Annotated in this window: 16 protein-coding genes; 12 read left to right on the top strand and 4 right to left on the bottom strand. The window is 60.9% G+C overall.

The genetic code is table 11. The annotated features are described in order from the left end of the window. Nucleotides 1–38: 38 nt before the first annotated feature. The 4 genes from mdcB (at nucleotide 39) to GGR61_RS13440 (ending at nucleotide 4,381) form a co-directional block, all read left to right on the top strand. A complete protein-coding gene (gene mdcB, locus GGR61_RS13455; RefSeq protein WP_184622070.1) occupies nucleotides 39–1,001 on the top strand; it encodes a triphosphoribosyl-dephospho-CoA synthase MdcB in 963 nt (320 codons plus the stop codon). 217 nt (nucleotides 1,002–1,218) lie between these two features. Beyond that, nucleotides 1,219–2,139 (top strand): malonate decarboxylase subunit epsilon, encoded by a 921-nt coding sequence (gene mdcH / locus GGR61_RS13450; RefSeq protein ID WP_184621954.1) that lies wholly within the window; start codon nucleotides 1,219–1,221, stop codon nucleotides 2,137–2,139. Nucleotides 2,140–2,226: 87 nt separating this feature from the next. Continuing rightward, entirely contained in the window at nucleotides 2,227–3,582 is a 1,356-nt protein-coding gene (locus GGR61_RS13445; protein WP_184621952.1) for an SLC13 family permease, read from the top strand. Nucleotides 3,583–3,661: 79 nt separating this feature from the next. Further along, nucleotides 3,662–4,381: a GntR family transcriptional regulator gene (locus tag GGR61_RS13440; RefSeq protein ID WP_184621950.1), complete on the top strand. Its 720-nt coding sequence runs from the start codon at nucleotides 3,662–3,664 to the stop codon at nucleotides 4,379–4,381. A 113-nt stretch (nucleotides 4,382–4,494) separates the two neighbouring features. Here GGR61_RS13440 and GGR61_RS13435 read toward each other — a convergent pair whose 3' ends face one another. From GGR61_RS13435 to GGR61_RS13420, 4 genes are all read right to left on the bottom strand, one after another. Next, nucleotides 4,495–5,118 carry an HAD hydrolase-like protein gene (locus tag GGR61_RS13435; RefSeq protein ID WP_184622068.1) on the bottom strand — a complete coding sequence of 208 codons (624 nt, stop codon included), beginning with the start codon at nucleotides 5,116–5,118 and terminating at the stop codon, nucleotides 4,495–4,497. 92 nt (nucleotides 5,119–5,210) lie between these two features. Next, a complete protein-coding gene (locus tag GGR61_RS13430) occupies nucleotides 5,211–5,630 on the bottom strand; it encodes an STAS domain-containing protein (protein WP_184407776.1) in 420 nt (139 codons plus the stop codon). Continuing rightward, on the bottom strand, nucleotides 5,627–6,058 hold the full coding sequence (locus GGR61_RS13425; protein ID WP_184407775.1) for an ATP-binding protein: 432 nt from the start codon (nucleotides 6,056–6,058) through the stop codon (nucleotides 5,627–5,629). The genes GGR61_RS13430 and GGR61_RS13425 overlap by 4 nt, the downstream gene beginning before the upstream one ends. Further along, nucleotides 6,055–8,004 (bottom strand): SpoIIE family protein phosphatase, encoded by a 1,950-nt coding sequence (locus GGR61_RS13420; RefSeq protein WP_221237394.1) that lies wholly within the window; start codon nucleotides 8,002–8,004, stop codon nucleotides 6,055–6,057. The genes GGR61_RS13425 and GGR61_RS13420 overlap by 4 nt, the downstream gene beginning before the upstream one ends. Nucleotides 8,005–8,302: 298 nt before the next feature. Between GGR61_RS13420 and GGR61_RS13415 the strand changes: the two genes are divergently transcribed. The 8 genes from GGR61_RS13415 to GGR61_RS13380 all read left to right on the top strand — a co-directional run bounded on the left by GGR61_RS13415 (nucleotide 8,303) and on the right by GGR61_RS13380 (nucleotide 20,103). Beyond that, complete coding sequence (locus tag GGR61_RS13415) at nucleotides 8,303–8,902, top strand: hypothetical protein (RefSeq protein WP_184407773.1); 600 nt, start codon at nucleotides 8,303–8,305, stop codon at nucleotides 8,900–8,902. Beyond that, the gene (locus tag GGR61_RS13410) at nucleotides 8,899–10,221 is read left to right on the top strand and encodes an XVIPCD domain-containing protein (RefSeq protein ID WP_184621946.1); all 1,323 of its coding nucleotides are present in this window, start codon (nucleotides 8,899–8,901) and stop codon (nucleotides 10,219–10,221) included. The genes GGR61_RS13415 and GGR61_RS13410 overlap by 4 nt, the downstream gene beginning before the upstream one ends. A gap of 413 nt (nucleotides 10,222–10,634) precedes the next feature. Then, on the top strand, nucleotides 10,635–11,636 hold the full coding sequence (locus GGR61_RS13405) for an arabinogalactan endo-1,4-beta-galactosidase (RefSeq protein WP_184621944.1): 1,002 nt from the start codon (nucleotides 10,635–10,637) through the stop codon (nucleotides 11,634–11,636). 801 nt (nucleotides 11,637–12,437) lie between these two features. Next, a complete protein-coding gene (aceE, locus tag GGR61_RS13400) occupies nucleotides 12,438–15,125 on the top strand; it encodes a pyruvate dehydrogenase (acetyl-transferring), homodimeric type (RefSeq protein WP_184621942.1) in 2,688 nt (895 codons plus the stop codon). Between the two features lie 70 nt (nucleotides 15,126–15,195). Continuing rightward, nucleotides 15,196–16,047, top strand: a complete 852-nt coding sequence (locus GGR61_RS13395) for a Dam family site-specific DNA-(adenine-N6)-methyltransferase (RefSeq protein WP_184621940.1) — start codon at nucleotides 15,196–15,198, stop codon at nucleotides 16,045–16,047. Nucleotides 16,048–16,061: 14 nt separating this feature from the next. Then, on the top strand, nucleotides 16,062–17,276 hold the full coding sequence (locus GGR61_RS13390; RefSeq protein WP_184621938.1) for a metallophosphoesterase: 1,215 nt from the start codon (nucleotides 16,062–16,064) through the stop codon (nucleotides 17,274–17,276). Further along, on the top strand, nucleotides 17,273–19,114 hold the full coding sequence (locus GGR61_RS13385; protein WP_184621936.1) for an ATP-binding protein: 1,842 nt from the start codon (nucleotides 17,273–17,275) through the stop codon (nucleotides 19,112–19,114). The genes GGR61_RS13390 and GGR61_RS13385 overlap by 4 nt, the downstream gene beginning before the upstream one ends. Then, entirely contained in the window at nucleotides 19,111–20,103 is a 993-nt protein-coding gene (locus tag GGR61_RS13380) for a hypothetical protein (RefSeq protein ID WP_184621934.1), read from the top strand. Before GGR61_RS13385 ends, GGR61_RS13380 begins: the two co-directional genes overlap by 4 nt. Nucleotides 20,104–20,224: the final 121 nt, after the last annotated feature.

The following is a 20,224-nucleotide window of genomic DNA, read 5'->3' as shown; positions in this document are numbered from 1 at the left end:
GCATATCGACGCCGGCGCAATCGGTACCGCCTGGCTCAATGTCGTCCACTGCGCTGCATGGCGGCAGTGCAACCGGCCAATCGCGCCAGCTGCCTGCGATAACGACTGACGCACGGGCGCATGGCTCCGTGCAACAGAACGCCGCGTTGCACAGCGCATCGCATCCCGAGCGCGCCACAGCCAGCCCGCTGGCGTACCGGTTGGGGCGGCTGGCCGTCGGCGCGTTGCATGCAGAACTGGCCTGCGCGCCCAAACCCGGCCTGGTAACGCCGTTCGACAACGGCAGTCATACCGACATGGAGGCGTCCACCTTCCTGCGCAGCCTGTTTGCATTGCGTGGCTATTTTGTCGCCATTGCCCAGGCCGCGATCGACAACGCACCCTTTGCGCGACTGCGTCAGCTGGGCATCGATGCCGAAGCTGCGATGTTGCGCGCCACTGGCGGGGTCAACACCCATCGCGGTGCGATCTTCAGCCTGGGCCTGCTCACTGCCCAGGCGGCGCGTCTGCACGTGAGGTGCAGACAACGCCCTTCGGCCGAAGCCGTGTGCCACGGAGTGCAGGAATGGCGTGCCGCGTTGGAGGCCGCGCCGCTGGATCCGCGCAGCAATGGTCAGCGCGTGCGCGCGCAGTACAGGATCGGAGGCGTGCGCGAGCAGGCGGCAGCGGGTTATCCACTGCTGCGCGAGACCGCGCTGCCGTGTCTGCGTACTGCATTGAATAGCGGCGCAACACGCGAAGCGGCATTGGCGCAGACGCTGATGCAGTTGGTCGCCGAAGTGGATGATCTCAACCTGCTGCATCGCGGCGGCCACCAAGGCCTGATCTACGCGCAAGCACAGGCACGCGCGTTCCTTGCCGATGGCGGCATCGCGCAGCCGCAATGGCGTGGGCGTCTTGCGGAGATCGGCACGCACTTCGTCGCCCGCCGTCTGAGCCCGGGCGGCAGCGCCGATCTGCTGGCCTGCGCATGGTTTCTGCATTGCCAGGAGACTGCATGAGCAAGCAGCTCAGGCAATGCGTCACGCGGCGCGTCACCTCATCGCGCGTGCGCCGCTGCGTTCTCCTTCGCCCGGTGTTGCCAACTGTGGCGCATGCAAACCCGCCCCGCATCAGCGGCACCGTTATCCTTCTCCTGGTTCCGGGAGAAGGTGCCCGCAGGGGGGATGAGGGCAGCTCCCGCACAAGGCCTTCGGCAGCACGCAAGCAGGCCAGCCCATGAGTCTGGCCCTGCTATGTCCAGGTCAAGGCGGTCAGCACGCGCGGATGTTCGCGCATGTTGCCGACGCGCCCGCCGCCATCGACGTGCTGGCCGCCGCGGCCAAGGTGCTCGGCAGCGCACCACAGACACTTGCCGAAGACCCGCACCGCTACGCCAACGCCACCGCGCAACCGCTGGTGTGTGCCGGTACGTTGGCGCACTGGCAGGTGCTGCACGACCAGCTGCCCACGCCGCTGCTGGTGCTCGGTTACAGCGTTGGCGAGCTTGCCGCCCATGCAGTGGCTGGCAGCATGGGCATCGAGACGTGTTTGCAGCTGGCGGCCACCCGCGCGCGCGTGATGGATGCCGCCAGTCCCGAAAACGCCGGATTGATGGCCGTGGTCGGTCTGCCGCTGCGCGTGCTCGAAACGCTTTGTCGAACCCACGGGACGGCGCTGGCCATCCTCAATGGCGACGATCACGCCGTGCTCGGCGGTCCGCATGATGCGCTGCAAGTGCTTGCCGCTGACGTGCAGGCGCGGGGCGCACGGACCACGCTGTTGCCGGTCAGCGTGCCGGCACATACGCCGTGGTTGCGTGCGGCCGCCGATGCATTCGCGGTCGAACTCAATGACGCCGATCTGCAAGCCCCTACGTTGCGTGTGCTGGCCGGCATCGATGCGCGTGCGGTCACTACACAGGCATCGGTGATCCAGACATTGTCCGCGCAGATCGCGCAGACCGTGCGCTGGAACGCTGTGCTGGTGCAGGCCGCCGAACGCGGTGCGCGCGTATTTCTCGAACTTGGGCCAGGCAGCGCATTGGCGCGCATGGCCCGTGACGTGGTCCCTGACTGCGAGGCGCGTTCGGTGGATGAATTCCACAGCATGCAAGGCGTGGTGGAGTGGGTCACTGCTGCGTGCGAGCGCGCGGCATGACCGTGAGGCCGGCGCCGTACATGGCGTGACCCTTGGATGGCGGGTGGCCATCCGTGCTGTAGATGACTCAGGTGTCTGGGAGGGCGCATGACTCCGCAAATCGCAACGATTCTTGGCTTGGTGATCATGTTCATCGTTGCCACCGCATTGCCCATCAACATGGGTGCGGTGGCCTTCGCGCTGGCGTTCATCGTCGGTGGCGTGTGGGTGGGATTGGACGGCAAGGAGGTGCTGGCCGGCTTTCCGGGCGACCTGTTCCTGACCCTGGTCGGCATCACCTATCTGTTCGCCATTGCGCAGAAGAACGGCACCATCGATCTGTTGGTGCATTGGGCGGTGCGCGCGGTGCGCGGACGCATCGTGGCGATCCCGTGGGTGATGTTCGTCATCACCGGCTTGCTCACTGCATTCGGTGCGCTCGGGCCGGCAGCAGTGGCCATCATCGGCCCGGTGGCGCTGCGCTTTGCCAAACAGTACCGCATCAACCCGTTGATGATGGGCCTGCTGGTGATCCATGGCGCGCAGGGCGGTGGGTTTTCGCCGATCAGCGTGTATGGCGGCATCACCAACAAGGTGGTCGAAAAGGCCGGGCTGGACGTCACCGAGATGGCGGTGTTCCTGACCAGCCTGGGGTTCAACCTGATGATGGCGATCATCTGTTTCTGCGCGTTCGGCGGGCTCAAGCTGATGCGTCGGCAGGAAGTCTCGCTGACCGATGCGCAATACGTGCCGGTGGCCGAAGATCAAGCGTCCAAGCGCCCGTTCGCGATCGAAGGGCATGGCTCGTTGGTGGCCGCCGGTGGCGGGACGCTGTCGACCAATCCGCTGGCACTGGAGGCCGTCGCCATCACCCGCGATCGCTTGATCACGCTGGTGGGCCTGCTTGGGTTGGGCGTGGCAGCGCTGGTCTACAACCTCAATGTCGGCCTGGTCTCGATCACGGTCGCCGTTGCGCTGGCGTTGATCTCGCCGAATGCGCAAAAGGGCGCGGTGGATGGCATCAGTTGGTCCACGGTGCTGCTGATCAGCGGCGTGGTGACGTACGTGGCGGTGCTGGAAAAGGCCGGCGCGGTGGACTACATCGGCACCGGTGTCTCGCATATCGGCATGCCGCTATTTGGCGCGTTGCTGGTGTGCTACGTGGGCGGCATCGTGTCCGCGTTCGCCTCGTCGGCGGCGGTGCTTGGCGCCACCATCCCGCTGGCGGTGCCGTTCCTGATGCAGGGCCAGTTGGGAGCGGCCGGGGTGATCTGTGCGCTTGCGGTGTCGTCCACCATCGTCGACGTCAGCCCGTTTTCCACCAATGGTGCCCTGGTGGTGGCCTCGGCCGCCAAGGACGAACGGGACGCGCTGTTCCGTCGCTTCCTGATCTACAGCGGGCTGGTGGTGCTGTTGGGGCCGCTGACGGCATGGCTGATATTTGTGGTGCCGGGTTGGCTATGAACCATCCCGCGCGCGGCAGGGGTTGGGGGCGTGCCCGTAGAATAGGCGCCCCCGCGCCGACGTCCACGATCCTTCCGCCATGACCCTCGCTCCCGATTCGCGCGCTGCCAAGAAGCGCGTACCGCTGTACGAGGAAGTGGCCGAGCGCCTGCGCCAGAAGATCTACGACTACGCGCTGCCACCCGGCGAGTGGATCGACGAGCCGGCCCTGGCCGAAGAGCTCGGCATCAGCCGCACCCCGTTACGCGAGAGCCTCAAGCTGCTCGCGGCCGAGGGGCTGGTGCAACTGGATGCGGGCCGCGGCAGCCGGGTCACGCGGCTGACGCTGGAAGATCTCAATCAGCTGTTCCCGGTGATGGCCATGTTGGAAGGCCGCTGCGCCCACGATGCGGTCAAGCGCATCGATGCAGACGGTGTGCAGCGCCTGGAAGCGTTGCATGCGGCGATGGAAGCGGCAGCCGAGGTTGGCGATCTGGCCGAGTACTACCGCAACAATTATCTGATCCACGAGACCGTGCAGCATTACGCGGGCAATCCGTGGTTGATCCGGGTCACTCACGATCTGCACCGCATTCTCAAGATGCATCGCGGCCGTCAGTTGTTGACGCCAGGACGCATGGCGCAGTCGTTGGCCGAGCACCGCGAATTGATGGATTGCGTGCGGCGCGGCGATGCGGAAGGCGCGGAGCGGACGATGCACACGCATCTGTTGAGCCAGGGCCAGGCGTTGGCGGCATACGTGGCGGCGGGTGGCATGTTGAACGTGCCGGCGCCGTTGCCGCGGGTGGGCGGCGTGTAGAAGGTGGTGCGTCGCTGCTGGCGGCGCTGCGCACAGTCTTGCACCCAGACATGCTTCCCTTCTCCCGCTAGTGGGAGAAGGTGCCCGAAGGGCGGATGAGGGCCGCCGCAGTGCTAGTGCGCATCCAACGCAAGCAGGCCGCCCACGTGTTCGATCAGCTGTGCCCCGGTCAACCCGGCAAATACTTCCGGATGCGCATAGCCCCAAGGAACCGCAGCAAATGGCAATCCCACCACGCGCGCTGCTTCCCAGTCGGCAACCTGGTCGCCCACATACACCGCGTGCGATGCCGCGTGCCCGGTGCCACGCAGCACACCACGCAAGGCGCGTTGCTTGCCCAGCAGATGCGCGCCACCGTCGATCCGTGCAAACCTCGCGCTCAACTCCGGGCCCAAGGCGCGCTGCACATTCTCGACCGAGTTGGACGACACCACAGCCAGGCGCGTGCCGCCTGCGTGCAGCGTCTTCAACACCTCGGCAATCCCGGGAAACAACGCCACCGGCGGTGCTGCGTGCATCAGGCCGATGAAGTCGGCGGCGACCAGCGGGACGCGCCAGCTGCGCAGGCCCGAGGCCTTGAGCAGTGCACGCGTGCTCAGGCGACGTGCGGCGTCCACTTCATCGGCTTGCACTGCGCGAAAGCCGTGCCGCTCGGCCAAGGTACGCTGCACGCTTAGAAAGAAGCCGAACGAATCGGCCAGGGTGCCGTCGAAGTCGAAGATCATCAGCTTGGGCATCGCAACACGGCTGGCAGGCGTCATCGCCCCGCCATTGTCGCGCACGCATCGCATGCAGGCACGCCCGCGCGTGTGCGCACAGGTGCTGTGCGTTACGCCTCGGCGAAGTGCGGCACGATCGGCGTATCACCCTGCGCGTGCTGTTCGATGACCTTGCGCTGCATTGCGGCCAGATACGCATCCAGCTCGTCGGTGGAGGCGAACACATCGCTCAGCGGCACCGCCTTGACCATGTCGAACACCTTGCGGATCTGCGGTTGCGGGTTGGCAACCAGCACCTTGCCGTTGCGCGTTGCCAGCGCCTTGCGGGCCTTGAAGATGCAGCGGATGCCGGCGCTGGAAATGTATTCCAGCGCGGAAAGATCCAGCACCAGGGTAGTGATCAGGGTGCCCAGCAGCGGCGACAATGCCGCGTCCAGATCCTGATAGGTATGGGTGTCCAGGCGTCCGGTGAGGATGACGCGTTGACGGGTGCCTTGCGGCGGATCGATCTGGATCGCGAGCGTAGTCATGACAGTACCTCAGGGACAGGAGCGTACGGGTGGAGCAGGGTGACGCGTACGACGTTGTATGCACCGTCGTGGTGATAGTCGATGTGATCGGCGAACTGATGTACTAAAAACAACCCCAGTCCGCCGATCGGGCGTTGATCGAGCTCTGCAGCCAGGTCTGGTACAGCAATGTCGCGCGGATCGAAGGCGATTCCTGGATCGTGCAACTCAAGGACCAGCGCCTGCGGGTCCAGTTGCAGTTGCAACCGCAACGGACGCTCCACGGGCCGGCCGTGGATGAGTGCGTTGCAACCGAGCTCTTCCACGATCAGCCGGACCTGGTCGATGCGCTCGGCACCCAGACCTTCGCGCATGAGCGAATCTTGCAGCGTGTCGTTGACATAGGCCAGGTCGTCCAGCGACGGGGCGATTGCCAGTTCGAGCATCATCGGTCGGTTGCCTTGCCGGGAATGCCCCGGGCAGCGTCGGTGTCCCGTCCAGCATGCTCCTGACGTAGCCGGATCGCCAGCAGCGTGATGTCGTCGTACGGATCGGCCTTGCCGGTGAAGCGGGCGATGTTGGCGATCACCGCTTTGCATTGCGCTGCAGCACTACGGCGCGGGCGCAGTGCGCCCAGCAGCCGCTCCAGGCCGTAGCTGGCGCCCTGCTCATTCATTGCCTCGGTCACGCCGTCGGTGAACCCCAGCAAGGTCTGCCCGGCGCTCATGCGGCCGCGCAATACCGGGTAGGACGCTTGCGGCTCGATCCCCAGCGGTGGGCCGGTTTCCAGCGGCAACACACGTGCGCTGCCATCGATATCGATCAACAGCGGCGGCTCGTGGCCGGCGCTGGCCAGCCAGTAGTCGCCGCTGACCACATTGATCACCCCGCACAGCACGGTGGCGAACATGCAGGTGTCGTTGTTTTCCGCCAGCCGCGTGGAGGCGGCAATCAGGATGCTGTCCGGACCCGTATGCCGGCGTGCGGCGATTTCCAGCACGCTCAGCGCGCGTGCCATGAACAAGGCCGCCGGCACGCCCTTGTCGGACACATCGCCCACCACGAACCACAACACGCCCGGTTCGGTCTCCACGAAGTGGTAAAAATCGCCGCCTACCGCCTTGGCTGGTTCCAGCCACGCACAGGTTTCCAGATGCGAACTGGCGCGGTCGAAGGTACGCCCGGAAGGCAGCATCGCCTGCTGGATCTCACGCGCAATCTGCAATTCGCTTTGCATGCGCTCGCGCGCCGCTGTCATCTCGCTGATCTCGGCGATGTGGCGGCGCAGCGCATCGCGTGCGCTATCGAACGCACGCGCCATCACCCCCACTTCGTCGTTGCGTTCGATGTGTTGCAGCGGGTATTCGAATTCGCCACGACGGAAGTGTTCGGCGGTATCGGTCAGTTCCTCGAACGGCCGCGTCAACTTGCGCGTGATGCGGCCCATCAGCCACCACCACACCACCGCGCCCAGCAGCGCCGCCAGCGCCACCCAGGCGGCCAGCCAGTTCAGGCCGGCCAGGACATAGCCTTCGGATGCGGACAACACGAAGGTCCAGCCGCTGCTCCCCACCGCCGCGCTGTGGGTCAGAAAGCGCTCGCCATCGGGGGCGGTATGCGAGAACGAAATTGGCTGGCCTGCCGCCAACGCATGTTGCAAGGGCGCCAGGTCCGGCCGCGAACGCGCCACGTAGGCGTCAAGCGTGTAACGCAGATTGAGCGCAGGATCGGGGCTGAAGACCAGCATGCCTTCGGGCGACAACAACATCGGCCGGATGCTGATGTCGCGCGGCAACTGGTCGATGATGTCGTGCAGGTGTTGCAGCGGCAGATCCACCGCCACCATGCCCACCGGCGGCGCATCCAGCGCGTCGCCGGGCCGCCGCAGCGGCAGGTTGTAGCTGGTGTGCAGGCTGCCGCCATCGGCATCGAGGGACGGCTCGGACCACCAGGCACGCCCTTGCTGCCGGGTGCGCAGATACCACGGCATCGCACGGTAGTCGTAGCCCAGCTCCAGCGCCGATTTTTCGACCGTCCGCGTGCCGTTGCGAGACACCGACCAGACAAACCCCGCGTCGCCGGCTTTCTGCGTGCGTGGCTCGATGATCAGGCGCGCCGCACCGATATCCGGGTCGCCGACGAGCGTGGCCAGCAGCAAGGCACGCAGATTGAATGGCTGCAGTCCCACGCCACTGCTGCTGGCGGCCAGCGTGCGGCCGCTTACCTGCACCGAATCCAGCATCGCCGCCAGGCTGCGCGCGGTCTGCTCGGTCAAGCCGTCCACCTCCACCCGCGCCGCTTCCACCAACTCGGCACGCGCGCCCAGGTAAAACACCGTTCCCAGCACCGTCAGCAACGCCACCAACACGGCCGTGGCGGCCAGCAGCACGCGCATGCGCAAGCTGTTGCGCCAGTGCACGCGCGGGGTGACCGGTAGCTGCTGTGCGAGTGGTCGAGCGCGAGCGGCGATGTCACGCGCTCCATGGCGGCGGATGCATCCGATCATGGCAGCTTTGCGATCATTCACAAACTGCTCACAGCGGCCTCATCCTGGGGCGCGCTAGATTGACCCGACGTGTAGCAGCCAACTAGATTGATCCCCCCTAACGCCATGGAGGCCGGCCTTGCGCCAGATTCTGACACCGAGCCTGCTGGCCCTTTTGCTGACGGCCTGTAGCGGCCCGGAGACAAGCATGACCCAGACTCAATCCCCCGCCGCCGAGGCCGTTGCAGAAGCCGACGTCGAGGCAGGCGGACGCGGCCTTGCCAAGTTGAACCCCAGCCCGCGCAAGGCCTTCGAGGTCACCTTGACGCTGGACAAAGCGCCGGGCGCGTTTGGTCTGGTGCAAGGCGCAGCGCAGTACGACGTGGCCAATGAGCAGGAATGCGGCAAGATCCAGTCCGAAACCGGCACCGCCGGGCGCATCACCAGCCAGGAAGATTTCGCGCTCAAGAAGATCTCCGACACCGAGTATCGCGGCACCGTCTATCTGGATCTGATGCAGGACGAAGACTATTACGGTCGCGGCGTCTGCCATTGGGAATTCAGCGGCGCCAGCGTGCTGCTCAAGGCGACCGGTGCCGAAGAAGAAACGCGTTTCCTGTCGTTTATCGAAGGCACGACGGTGACGGCGCAGCAGCCGCAGACGAAGTATTACTGGAAGGAAGGTTATCCGCGCTCGGAGTCCAAGAGCTTCCCGGACACCGGTGAACTGAGCCCCGAGAAGTTCAAGCCTGAGATCCGCGACAATCTCTTCACCATCACATTGGCTGCCAAGGAAGTTGCGCCATGAGTATCCCATCACCGCAATATGCGGGCTTGTCTGAAGATGCCTACAAGGATCGCGCCGTCGGTCGACGTGCGCCGGGTCAGGAGGAAATCGTCGTGGTCGAGGGGCAGCGTTACGCGGTTCTCGATCACGTCAACAACAAGGCCACTGGCTATCAAGGCACGATTTATCGGCGCGAAGGCAGTGGCGAGATCGTGGTCGCGCATCGTGGCACGGAAGGAGCCGCCAAGGACATTCTTACCGACGCGTCCATGGTTACCTCGCGGACCAATCCACAAGCCGCCGATGCGTTGGCGCTGACCCAGGACGCGCTGATCATTGCCAAGGATGTTGGAAAGCGAACCGGTCACACCCCCGAAGTCACCGTCACCGGTCACTCCCTCGGTGGTGCGCTCGCGCAAGTCTCCGCGCACCATTACGACCTCAAGGGCGAGACCTTCAATTCGTATGGCGCAGCCAGCCTGAGTTACCGGATTCCGGAAGGCGGCAACAGCGTGGTCAACCACGTCATGGCGTCCGACCCGGTCAGCGCGGCCTCGCCGCATTTCGGGCAGGTGCGCATCTACGCCAAGCCGAACGAGATCGCCACGTTGAGTGGCGCCGGCTACAGCAACAGCAAGGCCAACTTCCTGATTCCCGACTACCCGCTGGTGGCGGCCGGTGGCTCGCTGGGCGCGCACAAGCTGGGCAACTTCCTGGGCGAGCACTCGGCGCTCACCGATCCCAATGCGCGTCCGCTCGCGGAAAAGAACGCGCGCATGATCGACGAATACCGCAGCGATGTGGATGGGCTCCGCACCGGCACGACCATCCTGACGCGTAGCGCACGTGGCCTGGGCCAGGACGCCATCGACGCCATCCGTGGTCCGCTCGCGCCGGGCGAACCCGCCAAGCGCGATGCGCGCGAACACGGGAACGACCACACCTCGCTGCGGATCGATCAGCCAGGGCACGTAGGCAATACCTTGTTCCAGGATGCACAGCGGGGCGTGCATGCGCAGGACGCGCGTGCGGGGCGCACACCCGACCAGCACAGTGCGCAGTTGTCCGGCTCGCTGGCGTCGGAAATGCATGCCGCCGGTGGTCAGCGCATCGACGCGGTGATGCTGAGTCCCGATGCCGCACGCACCTTCGCCGTGCAGGGCCGCGTGGACGATCCCGCGCAGCTGCGCGTCAGCGTGGAGACGATGACCGCGATGAACACCCCGTTGGAGCAGAGCAGCCAGCGCGTTGCCGAAAATGCTGCACGCCAATCGGTGGCGATGGAGCAGCAGCAAGCGCAGACCCAGCAACAACAGCAGGGCGCACGCGCGATGGGTTGAGTGCGCGCATGCATGGGCGGGTAGGGCGTGCACACGCGTTGCCGGCAGCCATGACGCGGCGCGGCTTGAATAAGCAGCCAGGTCCATCGCACGTTGCACAAAACGCCGGCTTGCCCGGCGTTTTTTATGCTGTCGCGCAATGCCCCGCCGGCTTCTTGCTGCACCCGCACAACATTGCGCTGGTCAAAAAAGTGCCAGTTCGCCAGTTCAACGCTTTCTGCGGCTGAGCTATGCCGCAACGACGCCGCAGCTATAGCGAGCGCGACTGCTTGCGGCGCCGTGCTTGAATCGCCAGCGCTTGGCTGCAGTCGCCGCCATCGCGAGCACCGTATCGCCACACGCCATGCATCGAGTGCAGGGGATCAGGCAAGGCGTCGTGTGGCGTGATATCCATCGATCAAGGGAGAGGTTTCATGCGCGTTTTTCGTACGGGTTACAGTCGCCTGCTGCTGGTAGTGCTTGCATGTCTCGTCAGTGCCGGCGCAGGCGCGCAAGGCATTGCCAAGGGGGCCGATGTCAGCTGGCTCAACCAGCAGGCTGCAGCGAATCCGTCGCAGGTGTTTCGCGATGCATCGGGCAACACCACCGATTTCATCAAATTGCTCAAGGACGTTGGCGGTAATGCGGTCCGCCTGCGCGTGTGGGTCAACCCGTCCGGCGGCTGGAACGATGGCCGCGACACGCTCGACAAGGCCAAGCGTGCCGCCGCGCAGGGCATGCGCATCATGATCGACTTCCACTACAGCGATAGCTGGGCCGACCCCGGCAAGCAGACCAAGCCGGCCGCCTGGGCGGGCCACTCCGTCGCTCAGCTCAATACCGATGTCTACAGCCACACCCAGGGCATCCTCAAGTACCTCAAGGACAACGGCATCAATGTCAGCTGGGTGCAGGTGGGCAACGAGATCAACAGCGGCATGTTGTGGAACGAGGGCAAGACGCCCAACTTCGCCAACCTGGGCCAGTTCATCAACAGCGGCTACAACGCCACCAAGGCCGTGTACCCCAACGCCAAGGTCATCGTGCACCTGGCCAACGGCGACGACAACGCCAACTTCCGCTGGTTCTTCGACAACCTGCGCTCGGCCGGCGGCAAGTGGGACGTCATCGGCATGTCGCACTACCCACCGGTCGGCAGCTGGCAGGATTACAACAGCCGGCTGGATACCAATATGCGCGACATGATCTCCCGCTACGGCAGCGACGTGGTGGTGGCCGAGGTCGGCATGGACTGGCAGCAGGCCGCCACCACCCGCGCCATGCTCAGCAACCTGCTCAGCCGCAGCAACGCCATCGGCGCGCGCGTGCTCGGCGTGTTCTATTGGGAACCCGACGCCTACCCCGGCTGGCAGGGCTACACCATGGGCGCGGTCAACAACAACGGCCAATTGACCGAAGCGTTGCAGGCGTTCTGATCGGGTTTGCTTGCGCCCTCATACGCCCTCATCCGCCCCTGCGGGGCACCTTCTCCCGCAGGCGGTAGAAGGGAACTGCCAGCCACCGTTGGCTGACAGCTTCTGCACCGCAAGCCCCTCTCTCTCTCTCGGGAGAGGGGTTGGGGCAAGGGTACGGGGCGAAGCCCTCGTGGTGTTCCAACGGCATGTGGCTTCGCTTGCGCCCTCATCCGCCCCTGCGGGGCACCTTCTCCCGCAGGCGGGAGAAGGGAGCGGCCACCACCGTTGGCTGACAGCTTCGGCATGGCAAGCTCCTCTCTCCCCGAGAGAAGGGCTTGGGGTGAGGGTTCGGGGCGAAGCCCTTGTGGCGTTCCAACTGCGTGTGGCTTTGCTTGCATCCTCATCCACGCTTGCAGGCTCCCTTTTCCTCAGGGAGGAAGAGACGCGAGCGGGAGAACGCTATGGTGCAGCGGCCCCCTGCTCAGCTGCGCCGGCCTCATCCTTTGGTCGTATGCCAGTAGCGGTCATCGGCACACGCGTTGCTCCTGTCGACACGCCCGGTCAACGTCACCAGCCTCAGCCCGTCCTGTACGCCGTAGCGCTGCCGCCTGCCTGTCACCCCGTTGCATCTGGACAACACGATGGATTCGCCATCCTCGGCCCCCCATTCCAGCAATCACCAGAGCCCACTCACTGCACGACACCGTCCCGTTCCATACGCACCCGTAGCGAGGAATGGAAACAGGTGCGTGCGGTACACTTGGGGGTTCACGAATTCACGATGTCGACACACCCGCGGGGTGTGTCCCCCCGGGAGCGCTAATGAACTGGTTGAACGAAGTGCTGCACAACGATCCGAACCCGCTTGAGACGCAGGAGTGGCTCGAATCGATCAAGGCCGTCATCGATGTAGAAGGTCCTGAGCGCGCCCATCAGCTGCTGGAAGGCATGGTCGAACAGACCCGTCGCGCCGGCGCTTACCTGCCGTTCTCGCCCACCACCGAGTACGTCAACACCATCGCACCGGCCAACGAGGCCAAGAACCCCGGCGACTCCGCGCTGGAGTGGAAGATCCGCTCGATCATCCGCTGGAACGCCATGGCCACCGTCGTGCGGGCCAACCGCAAGCCGGGCGACCTGGGCGGCCACATTGCCTCGTTCGCCTCCAGCGCCACGCTCTACGACGTGGGCTTCAACCACTTCTGGCGCGCGCCCTCGGACAACCACCCGGGCGACCTGCTGTTCATCCAGGGCCACAGCGCCCCGGGCATCTACGCCCGCGCCTTCCTCGAAGGCCGCATCAGCGAAGCCCAGCTGGACAACTTCCGCATGGAAGTGGACGGCCAGGGCATCTCGTCCTACCCGCACCCGTGGCTGATGCCCGAGTTCTGGCAGACCCCCACCGTGTCGATGGGCCTGGGCCCGCTGGCCGCCATCTACCAAGCGCAGTTCATGCGCTACCTGGAAAACCGCGGCCTCATTGAGAAGTCCGACCGCAAGGTGTGGTGCTTCATCGGCGACGGCGAGTCGGATGAGCCGGAAACCCTCGGCGCCATCGCCCTGGCCGGCCGCGAAGGCCTGGACAACCTCATCTTCGTGGTCAACTGCAACCTGCAGCGCCTGGACGGCCCGGTGCGCGGCAACGGCAAGATCATCCAGGAACTGGAAGGCGTGTTCCGTGGCGGCGGCTGGAACGTCATCAAGCTGCTGTGGGGCGGTTACTGGGATGCCCTGCTGGCCAAGGACACCGACGGCGTTCTGCGCAAGCTGATGATGGAAACCGTCGACGGCGAATACCAGAACTGCAAAGCCTTCGGCGGCGCCTACACGCGCGCCAACTTCTTCGGCAAGTACCCGGAGACCGCAGCCATGGTCGCCGGCCTGTCCGACGACGACATCTGGCGGCTGAACCGTGGCGGCCACGACCCGCACAAGGTGTACGCCGCCTACAACCAGGCCGTGAACACCACCGGCATGCCCACCGTGATCCTGGCCAAGACCGTCAAGGGCTACGGCATGGGCTCGGCCGGTGAGGCGCTCAACCCCACCCACCAGACCAAGAAGCTGGACGACGCGGCGGTCAAGCACTTCCGCGACCGCTTCAACATTCCGGTCACCGACGCCCAGCTGGAAGACGGCAAGGTGCCGTTCTACCACCCCGGCGAAGACTCCCCGGAAGTGCAGTACCTCAAAGAGCGCCGCAACGTGCTGGGCGGCTTCCTGCCCTCGCGCCGTCCCAAGGCCAGCAAATCGTTTGTGGCGCCCACGCTCGACAAGTTCGAGCGCCTGCTCAAGGACAGCGGCGAGCGCAGCTATTCCACCACCATGTCGTTCGTGCAGAGCCTCAACATCGCCCTGCGCGACAAGGAACTGGGCCCTCGCATCGTGCCGATCGTGGCCGATGAAGCGCGCACCTTCGGGATGGAAGGCATGTTCCGCCAGATCGGCATCTATGCCCCGTTCGGCCAGAAGTACAAGCCGGTCGATGCCGACCAGCTGATGTACTACCGCGAAGACCAGACCGGCCAAGTGCTGCAGCAGGGCATCAGCGAGCCGGGCGCGATTGCATCGTGGATGGCCGCCGGCACCAGCTACTCGGTCTCCGACGTGCCGATGCTGCCGTTCTACATCTACTACTCCATGTTCGGCTTCCAGCGCGTGGGCGACATCGCCTGGCAGGCAGCGGACATGCGTACGCGTGGCTTCCTGCTCGGCGGCACCGCCGGCCGCACCACCTTGAACGGTGAAGGCCTGCAGCACGAAGACGGCTTCAGCCAGGTCATCGCCGGCTCCATCCCGAATGTGCGTAGCTATGACCCGACCTTCGGTTTCGAAGTCACCGTCATCATGCAGCACGGCATGAAGGCGATGATGGAAGACCAGATCGATGAGTACTACTACATCACCCTGATGAACGAAAACTACGCACACCCCGGCATGCCGGACGGTGCGCAGGAAGGCATCATCAAGGGCATGTACCTGCTCAAGGACGCCGGCAAGCCCAAGAAGGGCGAGTTGCGCGTGCAGCTGCTGGGCAGCGGCACCATCCTGCGCGAGGCCATTGCCGCGGCCGAGCTGCTGGACAAGGACTTCGGTGTTACCGCCGACATCTGGTCCTGCCCCAGCTTCAACGAACTGCGCCGCGACGGCTTCGACGCCGAACGCTGGAACCGCCTGCACCCGGAAGCCGAACAGCGCAAGCCCTACGTCACCCAGCTGCTGGAAGGCCGCCAGGGCCCGGCGATTGCCGCCACGGATTACGTGCGCCTGTTTGCCGACCAGATCCGCGCCTTCATCCCGATGACCTACAGCGTGCTCGGCACCGATGGGTTCGGTCGTTCGGACACGCGTGCGAACCTGCGTCGGTTCTTTGAGGTCGATAGGTACTACATCGCGCATGCGGCGATTGCCGCGTTGGCTAAGGATGGCAAGATGACCGGTAAGGATGTGGCGCGGGCGATCAAGCAGTACAAGATTGATCCTGAGAAGGCGAATCCTGTTGGGGTTTGACTCCTAGGTAATTCACGGTATTGATGAGGGGCGGTCGAGAGACCGCCCTTGTTTCGAGAGAGCCACTAACTTGACACAAAATTTGGTGGATCTTCTGGGCAAAGCTCTGCCGAGGGCTGGCCTACGCGAGGGACTGCGTAAAAGGCCGCTCCTGCGCTGGGCAGGAAGCAAACAAAGGCTCATTCCGGAGCTTTGCTGTCGCTTGCCCACGAGCTATCAACGCTATATCGAACCATTTGCCGGCTCAGCCTCACTCTTCTTCGAGATTCGTCCCCGCAAAGCGCTTCTTTCTGACATAAATAAAGATTTAATAAATTTCTACAGGATTGTGAAGAAATCTCCCGATCTGATGCACGATCAGCTAATCAGAATGAAAGTTGACGTGGAGAATTACCAAGAAGTTCGTAGAAGCTTGGTGGCAGAGACTGACCCTCACCTTCGCGCCTTGTATTTCTGGTATCTGAATAGAACGTGTTTCAACGGTCTCTATCGAACCAATAGAGACGGAATTTTTAATGTTCCCTTCGGAAAGAAATTGCCGCAGATGCCCGCACGCCAACAAGTTCTCGAGTGCGTAAAGCACCTAAAGAAAGCTAGCCTACTGTGTTCTGACTACCGGGCTGTAGTGGGTTCTGCGGAAGAAGGAGACTTCATCTATGTCGATCCTCCGTACAGACGGGGCTCCGCCAGAAATCGAGGAGAATACGGGCCAGGGGCAATGGTTGACTCTGATATGGCAGAATTAATAAACGCCTTGAGTAAGGCGTCCGCTAGAGGAGTAAAAATACTTTTGTCGTATAACGCCTGCCTCGAAAAAGAATTTCCTGCCTGGAGGCATGAGATTTTGAGCGGACGGCACATGATCTCTGCGGATCCTGCGCAGCGCGCTGCCATAAATGAATACACTTCCAGAAATTATTAGACCGGACTGATCTGATGGCAACTCAGGTAAGGATAGCCGTTTTAAGTGACCTTCATTTCGCTTCAGACGAAGATGGTAGCTCTGACACTCATGTGATTTTGAGTCGTCAGTCTATACCAAAGCAGGATCCATACGGAGACGTGTTGGATTTGATCGCTCGAGAGAATCTTTCCGCTGACATCGTCTTATGTCCTGGGGATATTACCTATCAGGCGGACCAAAGCGCCTTACGGTCGGCATGGGCCGCTCTTAATGAAGTTACTGCAAAATTGGGTGCTAGTCACCTAATCGCTGCCACAGGAAATCATGACATTTCTTCGCGGGATTCCACTTCCAGCCCGGAGATTTGGGAATATCTAAAGCAGCTGAGTCCGACGTATCCATTTCCCGGGGCGACCACTGAGCAGCGGCTGCACTACTGGTCAGAACACTTCATGATCGTCGAACTCGATGGCTTGAGGCTTGTGGTACTAAACTCCTGCAATTGTCATGCGCGCGGTGTAAGTGAGTGGGCGAATGGAAGAGTTACCGATCATACAATTGCTGAGATCGAAAAACGGCTAAATGACACTCTCCCTGGACTGATTAACGTACTTCTTTGTCATCACCACCCCTCTAAGCATCCGGATATGAATCAATTCTTCCCTGATTATAGTGAGATGAAGCAGGGATTAAAGCTACTTTCAATGTTGGGTGAGCGAGACGAGCCTTGGGTTGTTGTTCATGGACACAAACACAGCCCCAGACTCAGCAATGCTGAGGGTTCATCAAGCGACGAAGTCACCATCTTCTCGGCAGGAAGTTTCAGTGCCGTGCTGGCGCCTCAGTATTTTCCTGGAGCATCTAATCAATTTTACATAATCGAACTTGATCTAGACTATGTTTCCGCAAACGGTGCTGCTGGTGTTGTATATGCATGGGATTGGCGGGAAGGTCAGGGGTGGATGCCCGCCTCGCCCGAATCACGGTTTGGTTCTCGAATTGTTAACGGTACTGGGTTTGGCCACAAGTGCAACGTGAACCGGGATGCATCCGATATAGCTTCAACTTTCTCTGGAAGGGCAAATATCAAGTGGCGGGAGGTGGTGGATATGCACCCCTGGGTTACCTATCTCTCACCACGAGATCTCGGCAGAATTCTCGCTCGATTAAAATCTTATCATTATCTAGACGGAGTGAAAGATGGAGCAGCTCTCTTTCCGCATGAGTTGCTGAGGAGTCAGCCGTGAAAGGATCTCAATTTCAAAATGATCACTACAATGCGCGAGGATTAACTCCAGAGGCTATTGCGCAGTCCTTTGTTGCTCCGGCTCAGTTTGAGCCCGTTTTGTCTGCTGGTAACTGCGTCCTCGTTGGTCCTCGAGGTAGTGGCAAGACCACTCTCTTGCGAATGCTTGACCCACGTGCGCTACTCAAGTGGGCGCCCCTGAATCAAAGATCTACGACCGGCAGCTACATTGGTGTCTTCGTTCCCATTGATGCTGCGTGGATTAGCTCACTCACGAACGCGCTTAAATCTACATGCGAAGAACGCGATTCCGGTGCCTATCTCGCGGTTTACGCGTTGTCTGCCGCTCGTGCAATCGTGGATGTCATGCGCTGGCGGAGTAGCGAAGGGGGGCGCGGAACCGATTTCTATGTTGATATTGTTCCGGAAACAGAGATTGACCTAGCGAGCGCTCTATCTGAAGCCTGGCTACCTAATCACGTGCGAGCCAGAAGTCTTCTCGAGCTTCGCGTGAAGATAGCGATGGAGATCGCTCAATTTCCGCGGCGATGGTCTAGATCGGATGAATCTAGTAGATCAAAGATGGCTGAGAACTATGCAAATCCTCTAGATCTAATTGCTATCACATGTGATGTCTTCAATGTTTTTGTAGGTGAGGATGGGCGAAAGTGGGCACTATTATGCGATGAGCTGGAGATTGCGCCTCTGGCGATTCAGCGAGTACTATTTGGCGCGCTTCGGGCAGCACCGCAACCACTTCTACTAAAATACTCCATCACACCGCGGCAACAGATACCCTTCGGAAGTGGTCTCGATCAACCCTTGCCTGCAAATGACTACGAAGTTATTTCGCTCAGTTATGCAACCCGGGAGGAGGGGGTGCCTGAGCGAGAAAGGGAGGCGTTCTGTATTGCGCTATGGCACAGTGTTGTTAGGGAAATGGCGCCAGGCAATGAAGATCTTTTTCTAAATCCATTTAAAACCTTTGACGATCCTATACTTGTTGATGCGGATACAGGACTAGCTCGGCGCGATCGGTTTGCAGAAGGAAAGCCAAGTTTGGAGGAGAGGTTTGGTGCAGTATTTAGGGAGCTTGCCGCAAAGGATAGAAGCTTCTTGAAATACCTTCAGAAGAAAGGTGTGGAAATTTCAGATCTAAATCAATGTAGCCAGGCCGTCAAGGATTCTGTCATTAGGAAGGTTCGTCCATTAGCTGAGATAAGGAATTACTATCTCGCATTCGAGCCTAATGGTGCCGTAAGGCGGCTCTCACGCAAAGCACCTGCACCATACTGCGGCGCAAAGCGAGTGTTCGCAGTTTCAGAGGGTCATCCACGGTGGTTGAAGTATACGCTTGCCGCGATGCTTGCCAACATAACCCCTAATGGTCAGATTAAAGTTTCTGATCAGGGAAGGGAAATAGATAATTCTGTTTATAGAATTGATGCGCGTATTAAGGCTTTGCCGGCTCAGGGTGTATCCACAAAAAATTTCATTGATAAACTTGGTATTTATTTTCAAGAGCAGGTTCTTGGTCAAGAGTTCAGTGCTGATCCTTATTTGAGCTTTAGAGTTGATTCTGCGGTGGATGAGGGCACTATCGAGTGTCTGCAGCAGGCGCTATATATCGGGGCTGTTATACCAATGCATGGTGATATATTCGATGTTTTCACTCGCGGGTTAAGTGGACATCGCTTTAGGCTGTCTAACTGGTTAGCGCCAATGTTCAAGCTGCCACTTGTTGCAGGAAAGGTTGCGAACCTATCGAACATCATGAATTTCCGTCCACGTGATTCACGGGATGTTGAACTTCAGCTTTCATTGAGACTCCAGAAATGAACCTGACGTTTTTTGAGCCGAGCAAGCGGGGGGGCTTCGATCTAATCCTTGCTGTCTGCGGATATGAATCGCGCTCGAGGCACATGCTTGATGTTAGGAGAGACGTTAGTTCACGAAAAGTCGCCGTTGGGTATGCGGCTGGGGAGGAGGCAGCCTTCGAGGAGAATCAGGCTGCCTTTTGTGCTGCTGGTTTTTCATTCGAGTCAGTCCCTGATTATGCCTATGAGACTTACATAGAATCTCTTGTAAGATCTGTTAGAAATAGTAATGCGGAGGCTATAAAGGTTTTAATTGATATCTCATGCTTCACGCGGTTGCGCCTTGCGCAGACTGTCGAAGCATTGTTCGAGTCAGGTCCTTTCGAATTGGAAGTTTTTTACTCGCTTGCGTCATTCTCTAAGCCGCCAATTGAAGAGCCACAAAATGAGTATCTTTGCCCAGTCACGGAGTATCTCTCAGGTTGGACAGGAGATGCGGAAAAGGCCGTCGTTCTTCTGTCGGGTTTAGGTTATGAACAGATGATGGCGCTAGGTATTATTGAACATATCGATCCATACGATCTGTGGCTATTTTCTCCTTCATCACCAATTAAAAGTTACGACGATGAGGTTCTGTCGGCCAACAGGCTTCTAATTAGCAGCGTTTCTGATTCCAATATTATTGGTTATCCGGTAATGCAAGGCGATGTCGTGCTCGCTAAGTTGCTCTCCCTTGTGGATTCCGTTAGGGGGGAGTTTAGGTGCATGTTAATGCCACTAGGTCCCAAAGTTTTTGCGTTCGCCTGTATGGTGGTAGGATGTATATATAGAGATGTGTCCGTCTGGCGTGCGAGTGCTGGTATTCATTCTCAGCCTAGAGATCGTATGCCATCTGGAATCACTTCATCATTCCGAATATCTTTCACTGCGAAGAAATTAGAGGAGGCTGGCCTTGATGAGGGTGCGCGAAGCAGGGTGATGGAATCAGATCGGCTCATTATTCCGGAATAACAGCTTATTCCGGAATGCGAATAACGGGGTCAGGTTCACTTATCAATCGACGGCGCTCGGCTTGCGTGGCCGATGAGCGGGCCGAGCGCCGGCAAAACGGTGGGTCTTGGCTTCGACAATT

Origin of the sequence: Xanthomonas sp. 3058, assembly GCF_014199765.1 — a bacterium.
Taxonomy (GTDB): Bacteria; Pseudomonadota; Gammaproteobacteria; order Xanthomonadales; family Xanthomonadaceae; genus Xanthomonas; species Xanthomonas campestris_B.
The sequence above is the reverse complement of the archived record's forward strand: the minus strand, read 5'-3'. Positions and strand labels throughout refer to the sequence as shown.

What these genes read in the sequence shown, in the direction of transcription:
- mdcH (WP_184621954.1), top strand. Translation starts at nt 1,219, where the DNA reads ATGAGTCTGGCCCTGCTATGTCCAGGTCAAGGCGGTCAGCACGCGCGG.
- GGR61_RS13445 (WP_184621952.1), top strand. Translation starts at nt 2,227, where the DNA reads ATGACTCCGCAAATCGCAACGATTCTTGGCTTGGTGATCATGTTCATC.
- GGR61_RS13435 (WP_184622068.1), bottom strand. Translation starts at nt 5,118, where the DNA reads ATGCCCAAGCTGATGATCTTCGACTTCGACGGCACCCTGGCCGATTCG.
- GGR61_RS13405 (WP_184621944.1), top strand. Translation starts at nt 10,635, where the DNA reads ATGCGCGTTTTTCGTACGGGTTACAGTCGCCTGCTGCTGGTAGTGCTT.
- GGR61_RS13430 (WP_184407776.1), bottom strand. Translation starts at nt 5,630, where the DNA reads ATGACTACGCTCGCGATCCAGATCGATCCGCCGCAAGGCACCCGTCAA.
- GGR61_RS13425 (WP_184407775.1), bottom strand. Translation starts at nt 6,058, where the DNA reads ATGATGCTCGAACTGGCAATCGCCCCGTCGCTGGACGACCTGGCCTAT.
- GGR61_RS13410 (WP_184621946.1), top strand. Translation starts at nt 8,899, where the DNA reads ATGAGTATCCCATCACCGCAATATGCGGGCTTGTCTGAAGATGCCTAC.
- GGR61_RS13390 (WP_184621938.1), top strand. Translation starts at nt 16,062, where the DNA reads ATGGCAACTCAGGTAAGGATAGCCGTTTTAAGTGACCTTCATTTCGCT.
- aceE (WP_184621942.1), top strand. Translation starts at nt 12,438, where the DNA reads ATGAACTGGTTGAACGAAGTGCTGCACAACGATCCGAACCCGCTTGAG.
- GGR61_RS13420 (WP_221237394.1), bottom strand. Translation starts at nt 8,004, where the DNA reads ATGCGCGTGCTGCTGGCCGCCACGGCCGTGTTGGTGGCGTTGCTGACG.
- GGR61_RS13440 (WP_184621950.1), top strand. Translation starts at nt 3,662, where the DNA reads ATGACCCTCGCTCCCGATTCGCGCGCTGCCAAGAAGCGCGTACCGCTG.
- GGR61_RS13415 (WP_184407773.1), top strand. Translation starts at nt 8,303, where the DNA reads ATGACCCAGACTCAATCCCCCGCCGCCGAGGCCGTTGCAGAAGCCGAC.
- mdcB (WP_184622070.1), top strand. Translation starts at nt 39, where the DNA reads ATGTCGTCCACTGCGCTGCATGGCGGCAGTGCAACCGGCCAATCGCGC.
- GGR61_RS13380 (WP_184621934.1), top strand. Translation starts at nt 19,111, where the DNA reads ATGAACCTGACGTTTTTTGAGCCGAGCAAGCGGGGGGGCTTCGATCTA.